Source organism: Solwaraspora sp. WMMA2101 (genome assembly GCF_049179175.1).
Taxonomy (GTDB): domain Bacteria; phylum Actinomycetota; class Actinomycetes; order Mycobacteriales; family Micromonosporaceae; genus Micromonospora_E.
Genome location: NZ_JBMHMA010000006.1, coordinates 6,005,326 through 6,020,073 on the forward strand (window position 1 = coordinate 6,005,326; position 14,748 = coordinate 6,020,073).

A 14,748-nucleotide genomic window follows, 5' to 3' on the forward strand; every position below is an offset into this window, starting at 1 on the left:
GCTACTTCGCACAGTCAAGATCCTTTTGTATAGGCAACTTGTCGACACATCCACCCTGGACTCGGAATCCTGGTTGGCGGAACATGTCTGGTGACCCCGTGTGCGGCGGGACGCCGATGCCGCCAACGCATTGGTCATCACGAGGGAAGCCGAGGGAAGTGAAGGGCTTGTGAGCGGTAGCGAGTATCTGATATCGGAGCTACGTCGAGTGCGTGAGTCGATGGGCCTTACCCAGGAGTCGTGGGGCGAGCGGGTCCACTTCTCCGCAAAGCACGTCGGCTCGATCGAACGCGGCGAGCGACCTGCCCTGCCCAACTACCTGGGCATGGTGGACAAGGTGTTCGGCACCACGTTCATGAAGTTCTACCGAGAGTTCGTTGTCGGTGAACAGGACCCGGTCTGGTTTCGCGAGTTTGTGGACTATGAAGCTCGCGCCAGCATGATTCGGCTGTTCCAACCACTCGTGGTGCCGGGCCTGCTGCAGACGGAAGCGTACGCCCGAGCGTTGCTCGCCTCGTACGATGTCGTCGGTCCTCAACAGGATGCGGCTATCGCTACCCGGCTGGGCCGCCAGGAGATTCTCAACCGGGAGCCGGAGCCATGCCGCTTGGTGGCAGTGCTTGACGAGAACGTCCTGCACCGGGAGGTCGGCGATGCCGATGTGATGCGGGAGCAGCTGAACGCGCTTGCTGTGGCTGCGACCCGACCAAACGTGATCATCCATGTGGTGCCGACCGCCACCGGGGCCTACCCTGGTCTCGACGGCCCGTTCGCTATCGCCACTGTGGAAGCGAGAGGGGTCGGATACGCGGAGGGTCGGCTGGGAGGCAAGGTAGTCGAGTCACCAGACGACGTCGCGGAGCTTGATCGGGACTGGGAGTGCATCCGCGCGCATACTCATTCGAGCCGGCAAACCAGGGAACTAATCGTGAGGATGGCCGAGAAGTGGACATGAGCGGTGCCAACTGGCACAAGTCAACCCGATCCGACACCACGGCTTGCCTAGAGGTGGCGGACAACATCCCAGGCCGGGTGTACGTGCGGGACACGAAGGACCGCGATGGCGGCACCCTTGCCTTCACGCCGGCCGTCTGGCGGTCGTTCATCACCAACGTACCCACCAAACACTGAGCCAGCTGCAATAGGTGATCGGTTGTAGGTCTAAGGGAGTCCCGCCCATCGGTGACGGGCCGGGTGGGGCTCCCACCTAGGACACGCCATGTCCGGCGGTGAGTGGTGGTCAGGCCGGCACCGGCAGCGGGGGGAGCGGGCTGTGCAGGATCAGGCAGATCGTCCGTAGCAACTCGACCTCCGGCACGGTCATCACCCCGTCGTGGCCGATCACCGCGACCGCCGCCGCCACCAGCCGGGACTTCTCCGCCGGGCGCAGCTCGTCGAGGACCGGCCAGACCGATTCCAGCTCCAGTACGCCGCCCGCAGGCGGGGTGAACCGGGCGGATGCCTGGGGCAGGGCGTGCGCGGCACCGGCGGCGAAGGCCTGCTGCGCGGCGGCCGGATCCGGGTGCCCGGCCTGGGCGAGCACGCTGAGCAGCGTCTGCACGGCCGGTTGGCTGGCGCGCAGCGTACGGCGTCCGTGGCCCGACCGCGACGATGGCCGCAGCGATTCGCGCAGCTCGTCGCCGACGAGCCGGGACAGGCAGTATTCGAAGACGCTGATCCGCCCGTCGGCCCGGATCAGGGTGGCCATCGCGTCGGCGAGCGCGTCGCGGTCGGCCGGTGACCGCTGCGCCAGCGCGGGAAAGGCGATCTCCGCCAGCGGCAGCCGCAGCATCGGGTGCAGGCCGGCGGTGCGCGCACCGGCCTGCCAGGCGGCGTCGGCGAGCGCGGCGCCGTACCGCGCGGCGACGGCGGCGTGCTGGCCGGTGCGGACCTGCGGGTCGGCCGACATCAGCAGGCCGAGGATCAACGGCCCCACCGTGTCCGGGTGGCGGGCCTGCTCAGCCAGCTCCGGCGGGATCCGGGCGAGCAGGTCGGCGGCGTGCTGGTAGGCGCTCGCCGGCGGTGCGCCGATCCGGTCGACCACCTGGGCCGGGTCCATCGGCACCCGGGCGTCGTCGGCGGGCAACGCGGCACCGGCGGGGCCGTCGGGTGTGCCGCCGGGGCCGTTGGGTGCACCGCCGGGGGTGCCGTTGAGTGTGCCGCCGGTCAGCCCGAGCGCCCGGTCCTCGGCCAGCCCGGACGGCGGTGCGGCGGCCCAGCGCCGCGCCAACGCCGACAACTCGGCCGGGTCGAAGCTCGGCTCCAACGCCCGGATCCGGTCGACGATCGGCGGGTGGGTGGCGAACAGCGCCGACATCCGGGATCCGGAGCCGAAGAGCATGTGGCCGACCTCTTCGGACTTCGGGCTGGCCAGCGCCGACCCGGACGGCAGCCCGCCGATCTTCTTCAGCGCGCCGGCGAGCCCGGCGGTCTGCCGGGTGAACTGCACCGCCGAGGCGTCGGCGAGATACTCGCGCTGCCGCGACACCGACGCCTTGATCAGCCGGCCGACCAGCACACCGACGTACCCGGCGGCGACCATGGCGAGCCCGAGCAGCGGCAGCGGGTTGCCGCCCTTGTTGTCGCCGCGGGAGCGGCCGCCGCTGACGAATCCGGTGCGTAGCAGCCCGCGCCCGATCACCGCCAGGAACAGGATGCCGAACAGCAGCCCCATCAACCGGATGTTCAGCCGCATGTCGCCGTTGACCACGTGGCTGAACTCGTGGGCGATGACGCCCTGCAGTTCGTCGCGGTTGAGCCGTTCCAGGGTGCCCCGGGTGACCGCGATGGCCGCGTCGGAGGTCGACCAGCCGGCGGCGAACGCGTTGATCCCCTCCTCACGCGGCAGCAGGTAGATCTCCGGCACCGGCACGCTCGACGCGATGGCGATCTCCTCCACCACGTTGCGCAGGCGGCGCAGCTGCGGATCGGTGGTGTCCGGTGGCACCGGCACGCCGCCGAGTTCCCGGGCGACCCGCCCGCCGCCGCCGCGCAGCGTGACGGTGCGCACCAGCGCCGCCAGGCCGATCACCGCGACGGTCGCCAGGCTGGTCACGACCAGCAGGCCGGCGAGCTGGGCCGGTGGCATCGACGCGGCGTCGAAGACGAGCACCGCGGCCAGGTCGACCACGGCGACGATGCCCACCACAGCGACGATGAACAGTGCGACCAGCCGGGCGGAGACCCGGCGGACCTGGCGTTGGCGTTCGAAGAAGTTCATCCGGTCAGAAGTTCACCTGGGGAGCCTGCCGCTGCTGCGGGTCGTCGACCTCGAACAGGGCGGCCGGGCCGAAGGAGAACATGTTCGCCACGATGCTGCCGGGGAAGCGTTCCCGCTTGTTGTTGTACGTCATGACCGCGTCGTTGTACGCCTGCCGGGCGAAGGCGACCCGGTTCTCCGTGGAGGTCAGCTCCTCGGTCAACTGCATCATGTTCTGGTTGGCCTTGAGGTCGGGGTACGCCTCGGAGAGGGCGAAGAGCCGGCCCAGGCTCTGGGTCAGCATGTTCTCCGCGCCGGCGAGCTGCTGCATGGCGGCCGGATCGCCCGGTTTACCGGTGGCGGCGCCCTGCGCCTGGACCGCGCCGCTGCGGGCGGCGATCACCGCTTCGAGCGCCTCGCGTTCATGCTTCATGTACCCCTTGGCGACCTCGACCAGGTTGGGGATGAGGTCGTGGCGCCGGGTCAGCTGGACGTCGATCTGGGCGAACCCGTTGCGGTACGCGTTCCGCGCGGTGACCAGGCCGTTGTACACCATCACGGCGTATCCGCCGAAAGCCACCACGATGATGGAAATCAGGCAGAAAAGTCCGATGACAAGTTCCATGTCCTCCTGCTCCCGCCGCGCCGGCACTGCCGCTGCCGCACCTGCTGCTGTTGCCCGCGAGCCTACGTCACCTGCACGAACGGTGATTTCCGCTGGTCGACTCAGGTGCGGGTGCGGTTGCCGACGAATCCGAGAACCAGTGCCACCACCAGCGCCACCAGGCCGAGGACCAGCAGGAACCGCAGTGCCTCCAGCACCGCGCCGAGGACCAGCAGGACCACCGCGACGACCGCGACGGCGATGAGCAGAGAACGCATGGTGACCTCCGGGTAGCGGGACCGTCCGTCGGTCAACCTTCCCCATCCACGGCAGGTCGAATCCTCCCGGCAGCGGGCAGCCGGCCTCTTGGTACGGGGTCCGGGGCGGCCTCAGCCGACGGCCGCCGGCGAGCGGGCCAGCACCGTGAAGCCGTCCTCCCGCCAGCGTTGCGCGCTGGCCCGCCGCCGGACCTTGCCGCTGGTCGTCTTCGGGACCTGGCCCTTGCGGACCAGGCCGACCGTGGCGATGTCCAGGCCGAACTCCTCGGCCAGGGCCGCGCGGACCGAGGCCAGGATCGCCGGGTACGCCGGACCGCCGAGGTAGCGTTCCAACTCGCAGAGGACCACCACCGGGCCGCTGCCGTCCGGCTCGGTGCCGAACACGACCGTGCCGCCGGGGCGCAGCGCCGGATGGGCACACTCCGCCGCGTACTCCACATCCTGCGGGCAGTGGTTCACCCCACGCTGGATGATCATGTCCTTGACCCGGCCGACCAGGTACAACGTACTGTCGATCTTGACGCCGAGATCGCCGGTACGGACGAACCGTCGCCGGTCGTCCGCCGGCCCGGGGCGAAACGTCGCGGCCGAGCGCTCCGGCTGGCCCCAGTAACCGCCCGCCACCCCCGGCCCGGTGACCCAGACCTCGCCGACCGTCCCCGGCGGGCACGGCGTCAGCCGGTCAGGATCGACGATCACCGACTCGGTGTCGACCACGTCGGTCCCGCAGCCGACCAGCACGGTGACCGCATCATCGTCGCCCGGTGGCACCGCCACGCCGTCGCGCCGCAGCCGGTCGGCGCAGACCCGCAGCAGGCGCGGCGGCCGCCGATAGTCACCCACCGTCACCGACAGGGTCGCTTCGGCCAGGCCGTACCCGGGGACCACCGCCGACGGACGCAGCCCCCAGTCGCGCAACGCCGACGTGAACGCGGCGACGGTGCTGTGCCGCACCGGCTCGGCACCGTTGACCGCCAGCCGCAGGCTGGACAGGTCGAGCCGGCGGTCGCTGCGGCCACTGGCCCGCGCCGCCAGGTCGAAGGCGAAGTTCGGTGCCATCGTCAGGCAGGCCCGCGCCCGGTCGATCATCTCCAGCCAGAGCATCGGCCGGCGGACGAACGCCGCCGGGGTGGTCAGATGCAGCGTCATCCCGGCGTGCACCGCGCCGAACAGCATCCCGATCAGGCCCAGATCGTGAAACAGCGGCAGCCAGGACACCGCCGCCTCGCCCTCGGCCGCCGACGTCTTCGCCGCCAGCGCCCGGACGTTGGCGACCAGGTTGTCGTGGCTGAGCATCACCCCGCTGGGGGTCCGGGTCGAACCGGAGGTGTACTGCAGCACCGCCAGGTCCGCGCCGCCCGCGCGCACCGCCACCCCGGCCGGGTCCACCGCCGCCGGCAGCTCACCGGCCGTGATCAGCACCGGTCCGGACCCGTCGCGGTACGCCGGGGCCAGCGCGTCCGCCACGAACCCGGCCTGATCCTCGGCGAGCACCACGACATCGGGTGCGCAGTCGCGGTGGATCTCCTGCAGCCGTTGGCTGAACACCCGGGCCGTGCGGGCGGTCAGCACGCTCGGCGGATAGAACGGTACGGCGACCACCCCGGCCAGCAGGCACGCGTACACGCTGACCACGTAGTCCAGCCCGTTGGGCAGCATGATCAGCACGAACCGGGGCCGGTCGCCCGTACCCGCCGCCGGCAGCACCCGGGCCAGCGCGGCCGCCCGCCCGGCCAGCTCGGCGTAGGTCACCGTCGACCACCGGCCGTCACCAATGGTGAACTCGACGGCGTGCCGGGCACCGTGCCGGCGCGCCCGGTCCAGCAGGTCACCGGCCAGGGTGTGGGTCGGCCGCGCCTCGGCGACCACAGGTGTACGCACGGCGGATCTCCCTCGCACTCGACCGACGGGCCTGCATGCACCATCCCGGTCGGATCTCGAGGGCGGCGCGACGGCGACTGGTGGCGACGCCCGCAGCGGACTCGACCGGGCAGCCGTGCGGCACACCCCGAGCCGGACTGGACCGGCCCTGGGGCGTGGCCGGTTGCGATAGGGGCCACCGGCACCCAGGAGGCCCCGCCGTGACCACGACAGCCGCGGCCGACGCGTTCGGTCCGCTCCCGGCCCTGGTCGATCTCACCGACCCGGCATCGGTGGTACGGGTGTCCACCCCCACCGGCGATCAGGTCTGGGTGGTCACCGACCTGCGGCTCGGCCGGGCGGTGCTGGGCGACGCGAGGTTCAGCCGGGCCGCGGCGGCCGCCGCCGGCGCGCCCCGGGTCAACACCGCCAACCCGGCACCGAGCTCGATGATGAGCATGGACGGTGCCGCCCACGCCCGACTCCGCCGGCAGGTCAGCGCGGCCTTCGGGCCGCGCCGCGTCGACGCCGACGCCGTACGGGTGCGGCGGCTCACCGACGAACTGCTGGACGCCATGATCGCGGCCGGCCCGCCGGCCGACCTGATGGCGGCGGTGGCGGTGCCGCTGCCGGTCGCCGTCATCGGTGACCTGCTCGGCGTACCGGCCGCCGACCGGCCGCAGGTGCAGCAGTGGGCCGGTGTGCTGTTCGACGTGACCGCCACCGGCGCCCGGGACAAGGCCCGACGGGCGTTCACGCTGTACGCGTACATGTCACGGCTGATCGACAAGCGTCGGGCGCAACCCGGCGACGACCTGCTCACCGGGCTGATCACCGCCCACGACGCCGGGGCGCTGACCCGTACCGAACTGGTCGACCTCGCGTTGGCGGTGCTGACCGCCGGCTACGAGACCACCGTCGGGCAGTTCGGCCTCGGCGTGCTGGCCCACCTGCTGGATCCGGCGGCGCTCGGCACCGCCCCCGACGAGACCCGGGTGGCCACCGTCGTGGAGGAGCACCTGCGCCGACTGCCGGCCACCCCGATGACCTTCCCGCGCGTGGCGCTGGCCGACGTCGCGCTCGGGCCGGTCACGGTCCGCGCCGGTGAGGCCGTCGTGGTGTCCATCCTGCACGCCAACCGGGACACCGCCGGCGACGGCCCGCCCGCCGGTACGGGTGCCCGCGCGCATCTGACCTTCGGCCACGGTGCCCACTACTGCCTGGGCGCCGCCCTGGCCCGTACTCAGCTGCGGATCGCGCTGCACCGGCTGCTGCACCGGGTGCCCGGGCTGCGGCTGGCCGACGGTCCCGATCCGGTCCGCTGGTGGACCGGGCTGGCCACCCGGGGCCCGGCCCAGCTGCTGGTCACCTGGTGAGGCGCTGGCGGCCGGTCACCTGAGCAGGCTGCACCCGGTGAGGCCGGTCACCCGGTGGTGCCCAGCCGGGGGAACAGCCGCAGCGCGTTGTCCCGCTCGATCGCCGCGCGGGCCGCCGGATCCAGCGCCGCGAGTTGCCGGTCGATGGCCCGACCACCGGCGGCGACCACCGGCTCCGGTGCCGCCGACCAGTCGGTGCCGTACAGGATCCGGTCCGGCCCGACGGCGGCGAGCAGGCTGGGCAGGCCGGACGGGGCGGTCAGCGCCAGGTCGTAGTGGAACCGGCCGAGCGCCGAGCGCACCCGCGCGGCGGGTACGTCGTAGAACGCCTCGCCGAGCGCGGCGACCCGGCTCGCCGCGTACGGCAGGAAGCCGCCACCGTGGGCCAGGATGAAACTGATGTCGGGGTAGCGGTCCAGCGCCTCGGTCCAGATCAGACTGATCGCCGCCCGGGTGGTGTCGAGCAGGAAATCGGCCAGCACCGGCGGTACGCCGTCGACCGGTCCGCCGGGCAGCGTCATCGGGTGCACCAGGACCACCGCCCGGCGGCGGTTCAGCTCGGCCAGCACCGGGTCGTAGAGCGGCGCACCCAGGTAGGCGTCGCCGGCGTGCGCGATCAGCACCACCCCGTCGGCCCGCAACGTGTCGAAGGCGTACGCCACCTCGTCCAACGCCGCGTCGACGTACGGCATCGGCAGCGCGGCCAGCAGCCCGAACCGTCCCGGGTGCGCGGCGACGAACTCGGCGACCGCCTCGTTGGCGGCCCGGTTGAACCGCGCCGCCACCTGGACGTCACTGAACAATCCGGCCGGGATCGGGTTGGACACCAGCGCCACGTCGATCCGGTTGTCCGCCAGCACCTGCCAGGTCTGCGGCAGCGACCAGGGCAGGGTGAAGGTGGCACCGTGCTCGCGCATCAGCCGGGCGATGGCCGGCAGAATCGCGTGATGGTGCACGTCGACGCGCCCGGCGCTCATGACCGCGATCCCGACGTGGCGGCACCGGCTGTCGCCGATGCCGGGCTGGACCCGTCGAGCAGCACCGTGCCGGCGGATCCGTCGACCAGCACCACGTCGTCGTCGCGGAGCCGACCGGTGGCCGCGCCGGTGGCGACCACCGCCGGGATCCGGTACTCGCGGGCCAGGATCGCCGGATGCGACAGGATGCTGCCCCGGTCGGTGACCAGGGCACCGATCACGCAGAACAGCATCGACCACTGCGCGGTGGTCTCCGGGCAGACCAGCACGTCACCCGGCCGTACCTTGTCGAAGTCGGCCAGGGTGCGGACCACCCGGACTGGTCCCCGGTAGCGGCCGGTCGACGCGGCCAGGCCGGACAACCGGTCCGCCTGCGCCGCCGACGGGCGGTGCCCGACCAGCAGACCCATCGCGTATCCGGCGACCCGGGCGGCCCGCTGCCCCGCCGGCGACAGCGGTGGCGGCTCGTCGTCGCCGGTCCCGGTCGGGGGCGTGCCGTAGGCCGGCGGTCCCGGATTGGCCAGCGCCCAGGCGTGCTCGCCGCGTCGTCGCCGCACCATCGCCAACCAGTCCGCCGACGAGTCCGTCGCGCCGTCGGCGGTGCCGGTGGCCGCGCCGTCGGCGGTGCCGTCCGCCGCGCCGCCGCCGTGCGCCGACCGGATCTCGCGCAGGCGCAGAAAGAAGACGTCGTCGACCCGGTCCAGCGCGCCCCGCCGGACCAGGCGGCGGCCGAACTCCCGCACCGTGTAGCGCAGCAGCGCCCAGACCGAGGTGGCGTGGTACGCCTTCTCGTCGCGGACCGGGCCGCTGAGCACACTGGCGGCGTACGCCGCCTCGAACCGTTGCCGGTCGGCCGCCGACCGCCCGGCGAGCGCGGTCCGGGCCTGCGCGAGGGCGTCGGTCACCGTACGGTCGCCGGCCGCTCGCCGGGCCGCCAGGTCGTACGGGCGCTCCAGCTGGGCCCGCAGCATCGCCAGCAGCACCGCCGGCTGTTCGGCGATGGTCGGTTCGGTCAGGTCGAAGCCGAGGGTCCGGTGGGTGTACCGGTGCCGGTAGTCGGCCAGTGCGGCGGCGAACCGCGCGTCCGGCGGCCCCGGATCGGCGGTCGCACCCGGATCGGCGGTCGCACGCACCAGGGTCGGTCCGGCGTCGGCCAGCCACCGCCGGACCTCGGGGCTGTCGTCGGCCAGCCGGGCCAGTACGGTCAACGCCGTCGCCGCCGCCATGTGGTCGCCGGTGAGCCCGGCCCGCAGCCGCGCGGTCTGCAACGGCGACCAGCCGAGCAGGTCTGCGCAGACCGTGCCGAGTTCGGCGGCGACGGCGATCGCCGCACCGGTGAGCTGGAAGTAGCGTTCGTGCAGCTGGGTGAAGAGCGTGTGGACGGCGTCGAGGTGGGCGGTCAGCGCGTCGTCGTCGAGCGTCGCCAGGTCGACGTCGCGCAGCGTGGCGGTGCGCGCGGCGAACTCGTCCCGCCGGTGCCGCGCCCAGGCCCGGATCAGCGCCACCGGCCGACCGGCGGCGACGTCGGCGGCGACCCGCTCCCATCGCCGCGCCGTGGCGGCGGCGTCCTCGGCCGGGCCGGTCAGGTAGGTCCAGCCACCGATCAGGTGCACCTGCGGGGTGCTGCCGGTGGTGTAGCGGAAGAGGTCACCGACCCCGGTACGGAAGACCGGCAGGAGCACGTCGCGTTCGACCGGCGTCCACGGCCGGTCCATGCTGCGGTTGCGGGTCGAGAAACCGGGCGGCACCTCGACGGGGACCGGCACCAGGGGCACCGCCGACCCGGTGCTGACCGGCCGGGACTGCAGCAGCCACAGGGTGTCGCCGGCGAACGCCCACTCGATGTCCTGCGCGGTGCCGAGCCGCCGCGCGGCCCGCCGGGCCAACTCGGCCACGGCGTGGGCCTGCTCCGGCCGCAGCACGGCGGCACCACCGTCGGTCGCGCCGGCGCCACCGCCGGTGCCGGGACCGGGTCGGGCCGCGAGGCTGGCCGTCGGGCCGACGACCCGCCACTCCTCGGCGTCGACCTGCCCGGCGGCCAGCCGGTCGCCCAGGCCGCGTACCGCGCTGACCAGCGCGGTGCCGTCGTCGTCGGCGACCGGGTCGCGGCTGAACGCCACTCCGGCCGCTGTCGCCTCCACCATCGTCTGCACCAGGACCCCGATCCGGTCGGCCGGCCGACCGGCGTCGCCGGCGGTACCGGCCCGGCCGTCCTGATAGGCGCGGACCCGGGCCGACCGGGCCGACGCCCAGCAGTCGCGGATCGCCGACAGCACCGCGTCGAGGCCCCGCACACCCAGCACCGAGGTGTACTGGCCGGCGTAGGACAGGTCCGGGCCGTCCTCGGCCAGCCCGGACGAGCGCACCGCCACCGGCTGGTCACCGAGGCGCCGCAACGCCCCGACCAGCTCGTCGACGAACCCGTCCGGCAGGCCGTCGCCGTCGCGGACACCGGCACCGGCACGGCCGGTCGCCGCCGCTGTCGTCGCTGTCGCCGCCGTCGGCGCGGCGTCGGCGGTCACCGCGAACCCGGCCGGGACGGCGAACCCGTCGGCCAGCAGCCCGCCCAGCGTGGCGGCCTTGCGGCCGACCCGCCCGGCGTCGGCCGGCCCGATCTCCTCCAAGGCAACGACGTACCTGGTCACGGCGGCACTCCTCAGTCAACTGTGGACAGGTGTCGGGGTGGCGAGCGCGGCGAGGTCGGCGACGATCGCGGCCGGCGTCGGCATCGCCCACGACTCGTCGCGCAGCTGCCCGGCCCGCGCCCGGTACGCCGTACCGTCGAGCAGCTCGACCAGCGCGGCCCGGACCGCCGCGACGGTGACCGCCTCCGCCGGCAGGGCCAGCCCGGCCCCGGTGGCGACGAACCGGTCGGTGTGGAACCGCTGGTCCGGCAGGCGGGGCAGGACCAGCTGCGGCACCCGGTGCCAGACCCCGGTCAGCAGCGTGCCGTTGCCGCCCTGGTGCACCAGCGCCGCGCAGCTCGGCAGCACCAGATGCAGCGGCAGGTCGGGTGCCACCCGTACGTTGTCGGCGACGTCGCCGAGCGCCTCGGCGTCGCGGCGGGTCACCGCCACCACGACCTCGACGTCCAGCCCGGCGGCCGCCGCCAGCACGGTCGGCAGGGTGACCGTGTCCGGGCCGGTCAACCGGGTGGTGGAGGTGCCCCAGGTCAGGCAGATCCGGCGGCGGTGGGCCGGCGCGTGCAGCCAGTCCGGCAGCACCGCCGGGCCGTTGTACGGCAGGTAGCGCACCGGCAGCCGGCGCAGCGGATCCGGGATCTGCATCCGGGGCGGGCAGGGGTCGACGGTCACCGTACCGAGCGGGTCGACGTCGACCAGACCGAGCCGGTCGGCCAGCGCGGCGACGTACCCGCCGATCACGTCCCGCGCCTGGTAGGTGACGTCGACCCCGTGGATGTGCCGGACCGCCGGCACCCCCAGCGCCGCCGCGACCACCGGACCGGCGTACGTGGTGGGGTCGAAGACGACCAGGTCCGGCCGCCACCACCGGGCGTACGCGAGCAGGTCGTCGAGCATCGCCTCGGCGTACGCGTTGAACACGCCAAACACCCGGCGCACCCGGTCCTGCCGGGCCGGTGCCCAGTGGCGCATCGACTCACCGGCCGCCGGTGCCGCCGGCACGCCGGTCAGGGTCAGCCCGGCCATCACCCGCCGGTGCACCTCGGTGTGGTCCAGGTCCGGGCCGACGGCGACCGCGACCTGGCCCGAGTCGGTGATCACCGGGGCGAGCGCCGGCTGGCTGGCCACCCGTACGTCGTGCCCGGCGGCCCGCAGCGCCCAGCCCAGCGGCACCAGCGGCAGGTAGTGCGAGGACCAGGCCCACGAGGTCATCAGGACCCGCAGCGGCCGGTCCGGGATGTGGTGGCCGCTCACCAGGTCACCGGGATCGCGACGAAGCCTTCCAGCAGGGCACCGGGCTGGCGGGCGAGCTCGTCGACGGGCACCGCGAGCCGCAGCCCGGGAAACCGGTCCAGCAGCGCCCCGGTGGCGATCCGCAGCTGCGTACGGGCCAGCCCGGCGCCGATGCAGTGGTGCACCCCGAGGCTGAACGTGAGGTGCTCACCGGCGTTGCGTCGGGTGATGTCGAACGTGCCCGGGTCGGCGAAGACCGTCTCGTCCTGGTTGGCCGAGTCCGCCGCCGGGACGACGCTGGTGCCGGCCGGGATGGTGAACCCGTCGAGGGCGATGTCGGCGGTGGCGTAGCGCAGCATCGACACCGACGAGCCGACCAGTTTCCAGCGCAGCAGCTCCTCCACCGCACCCGGCAGCAGCGTCGGGTCGGCACGCAGCTTCGCCAGCTGGTCCGGGTGGCTCAGGAGCATCGCCACGCCCCCGCCGAGCTGGGTGGCGGTGGTCTCGTAGCCGACCAGCAGCAGCAGCCGGCACCACCAGCGCAGCTCGTACTCGGTCAACGCACCGTCGACCTCGTCGCGGACCCGGATCATCGCACTGATCAGGTCGGTGCCCGGCGCGCGCCGCTTGGCGGCGATCAGCTCGTCCATGTAGTCGGTCAGTTCGCGCATCGCCGCGCCGATCTGTGGGCCGGTCATCCCACTGACCGACAGGAACGCGTCGGTCCAGCCCCGGAACCGGGCCATGTCCTGCTCCGGTACTCCCAGCAGGTGGCAGATGACCCGGATCGGCAGCGGGAACGCGAACGCCTCGTTGAGGTCCACCGGGCCGCCCCGGGCGGCCATCGCGTCGAGCAGTTCGTCGACCACCCGGTGGATGAACGGTTCCAGGTCGGCGACCCGGGCCGGGGTGAACGCCTTCGTCACCAGCCGCCGTACCCGGGTGTGCTCCGGCGGGTCGGGGTCGATCCGGTCGTCCTGGAACATCCGGTTGTGCCGGCTGATCCGGGCGGCGTCCGGCCGGTTCAGGTTGCGGCTGAGCCGGGGGTCGACCAGCAGCGCCCGCACGTCGCGGTAGCGGGTCACCAGCGTCGCCGGATCCCCGCTGGGCAGGGTGACCGGCACCGCCGGCCGGCGGCGGGCGTCGGCCAACGCCTCGGGCACGCCCAGCGCCGACGGGCGGGGGAACGGGTACGGGCAGCCGTCGGGGATGTCCGGCATGGGTGGCCCCTCCTCGAAGTCGGTGACGGTCCAGGTGGCGCCGGCGGCGCCGGGCCGCCGGTGGTTCACCAGGTCACCGGTACGGCGGTGAAGCCCTGGGTGAACGGGTCCTCGCGGCGGCGCAGCCGGTCCACCGACACCGCCAGGCGCAGCGTGGGCAGTCGGGTCAGCAGCCCGGCCAGGCCGAGTTCCAGCTCGACCCGGGCCAGCGACGCCCCGACGCAGAAGTGCCGGCCGAAGCTGAACGTCAGCTGGGCCGGGCCGGCGCGGCGAAGGTCCAACGTGAGCGGGTCGGTGAAGACGGCCGGGTCGTGGTTGGCGCACTCCAGGGAGGGCACCACACTGGACCCTTTCGGCAGCGTCGTACCGCCGAGGTCGATGTCGTCGGTGACGTAGCGCAGCATCGACAGCGAGGTGCCGACCACCTGGTGGCGCAGCAGTTCCTCCACGGCCGTCGGCATCGCGGTCGGATCGGCGCGCAGCGTCGCCAGCTGGTCGGGATGCTCCAGCAGCAGCACCACCGCCGAGAGCAGCTGGTGGGCGGTGGTCTCGTAGCCGGCCAGCAGCAGCACCGTGCACCACCAGTGCAGCTCGGTGGGGCTGAGTCGGCCGTCGTCGGCGTCGCTGACCTCGATCAGGGCGCTGATCAGCCCGTCGTCGGGGTCGCTGCGGCGACGTTCGATCAGTTCGCCGAGGTAGTCCCACGGCGGGGCGTGCATGCCGGCCAGCGCCGCCCGGTCACCCTCCGGTACGCCGAGCAGGTCACAGATCACGTGCAGGCTCAGCGGGTGGGCGAACGCCGTACCCAGGTCGACCGGGCGTTGCCCGCCGGTCATGGCGTCGAGCAGGTCGTCGACCCGCTGGGCGACCCGGGGACGTAACCGGGCCATCTGGGCGCCGCTGAACGCCTTGGCGATCAGCCGGCGCATCCGGGTGTGGCCGGGCGGGTCCATCTGCACCTGACGGCCGAAGTGCTTCGGCGGTCCGTCGGCCGGTGGGGTCATCCGGGCCATGTCGGGCCGTTGCCGGTTCTTGCTGATCCTCGGGTCGGTCAGCAGCGCCCGTACCTCGTGGTAGCCGGTGACGAGCAATGCCCGGTCGCCGCTGGGCAGCCGGACCGGCAGCACCGGCTGACGGTGCAGGTCGGCGAACTCCCGCGGCTGGTCGGTCTGCGACGGCCACGGGAACGGGTAGTGCGGGCAACCGCCGGACATCGGCATCTCCTTGCCTGCTGCGGCCTGGGCGGATCGGGAGCAGAGCCTGACCGGTCGGGCTCGACCCTGAGTCCATTCCGGCTCGACGACCTCGGTCGATCGGTTCTTCAGCGCCGCTGGACCGGGCCGCCCGACGATGGCCCGC

General features: G+C 73.3%; 12 protein-coding genes. 3 read left to right on the forward strand and 9 right to left on the reverse strand.

From position 1 onward, the window contains the following. The first annotated feature begins 100 nt into the window (after nucleotides 1–100). Both ACN28F_RS28350 and ACN28F_RS28355 read left to right on the forward strand, forming a co-directional pair. A complete protein-coding gene (locus tag ACN28F_RS28350) occupies nucleotides 101–955 on the forward strand; it encodes a helix-turn-helix domain-containing protein (RefSeq protein WP_289205508.1) in 855 nt (284 codons plus the stop codon). Beyond that, on the forward strand, nucleotides 952–1,131 hold the full coding sequence (locus ACN28F_RS28355; protein ID WP_289205509.1) for a DUF397 domain-containing protein: 180 nt from the start codon (nucleotides 952–954) through the stop codon (nucleotides 1,129–1,131). Before ACN28F_RS28350 ends, ACN28F_RS28355 begins: the two co-directional genes overlap by 4 nt. Nucleotides 1,132–1,240: 109 nt before the next feature. On the opposite strand, the gene ACN28F_RS28360 is transcribed toward ACN28F_RS28355, so the two are convergent. The 4 genes from ACN28F_RS28360 to ACN28F_RS28375 all read right to left on the reverse strand — a co-directional run bounded on the left by ACN28F_RS28360 (nucleotide 1,241) and on the right by ACN28F_RS28375 (nucleotide 5,962). Further along, nucleotides 1,241–3,220, reverse strand: coding sequence for a M48 family metallopeptidase (locus ACN28F_RS28360; RefSeq protein WP_289205510.1), 1,980 nt, complete (start codon nucleotides 3,218–3,220; stop codon nucleotides 1,241–1,243). Nucleotides 3,221–3,224: 4 nt separating this feature from the next. Further along, on the reverse strand, nucleotides 3,225–3,824 hold the full coding sequence (locus ACN28F_RS28365) for a LemA family protein (RefSeq protein WP_289205511.1): 600 nt from the start codon (nucleotides 3,822–3,824) through the stop codon (nucleotides 3,225–3,227). A 101-nt stretch (nucleotides 3,825–3,925) separates the two neighbouring features. Beyond that, a complete protein-coding gene (locus tag ACN28F_RS28370; protein WP_282228083.1) occupies nucleotides 3,926–4,081 on the reverse strand; it encodes a hypothetical protein in 156 nt (51 codons plus the stop codon). Nucleotides 4,082–4,192: 111 nt separating this feature from the next. Beyond that, nucleotides 4,193–5,962, reverse strand: a complete 1,770-nt coding sequence (locus ACN28F_RS28375) for a fatty acyl-AMP ligase (protein WP_421360519.1) — start codon at nucleotides 5,960–5,962, stop codon at nucleotides 4,193–4,195. Between the two features lie 200 nt (nucleotides 5,963–6,162). On the opposite strand from ACN28F_RS28375, the gene ACN28F_RS28380 reads away from it, so the two are divergent. Further along, the gene (locus tag ACN28F_RS28380) at nucleotides 6,163–7,317 is read left to right on the forward strand and encodes a cytochrome P450 (RefSeq protein WP_421360521.1); all 1,155 of its coding nucleotides are present in this window, start codon (nucleotides 6,163–6,165) and stop codon (nucleotides 7,315–7,317) included. A gap of 47 nt (nucleotides 7,318–7,364) precedes the next feature. Here ACN28F_RS28380 and ACN28F_RS28385 read toward each other — a convergent pair whose 3' ends face one another. The 5 genes from ACN28F_RS28385 to ACN28F_RS28405 are packed head-to-tail and all read right to left on the reverse strand — an operon-like array spanning nucleotide 7,365 to nucleotide 14,603. Then, on the reverse strand, nucleotides 7,365–8,294 hold the full coding sequence (locus ACN28F_RS28385) for an amidohydrolase family protein (protein WP_289205515.1): 930 nt from the start codon (nucleotides 8,292–8,294) through the stop codon (nucleotides 7,365–7,367). Continuing rightward, a complete protein-coding gene (locus ACN28F_RS28390) occupies nucleotides 8,291–10,939 on the reverse strand; it encodes a PEP/pyruvate-binding domain-containing protein (protein WP_421360523.1) in 2,649 nt (882 codons plus the stop codon). Before ACN28F_RS28390 ends, ACN28F_RS28385 begins: the two co-directional genes overlap by 4 nt. Before the next feature lie 15 nt (nucleotides 10,940–10,954). Beyond that, nucleotides 10,955–12,190: a nucleotide disphospho-sugar-binding domain-containing protein gene (locus ACN28F_RS28395; RefSeq protein WP_421360525.1), complete on the reverse strand. Its 1,236-nt coding sequence runs from the start codon at nucleotides 12,188–12,190 to the stop codon at nucleotides 10,955–10,957. After that, entirely contained in the window at nucleotides 12,187–13,458 is a 1,272-nt protein-coding gene (locus ACN28F_RS28400; RefSeq protein WP_289205518.1) for a cytochrome P450, read from the reverse strand. Before ACN28F_RS28400 ends, ACN28F_RS28395 begins: the two co-directional genes overlap by 4 nt. After that, entirely contained in the window at nucleotides 13,455–14,603 is a 1,149-nt protein-coding gene (locus ACN28F_RS28405; protein ID WP_421360527.1) for a cytochrome P450, read from the reverse strand. Before ACN28F_RS28405 ends, ACN28F_RS28400 begins: the two co-directional genes overlap by 4 nt. Nucleotides 14,604–14,748 lie beyond the last annotated feature (145 nt).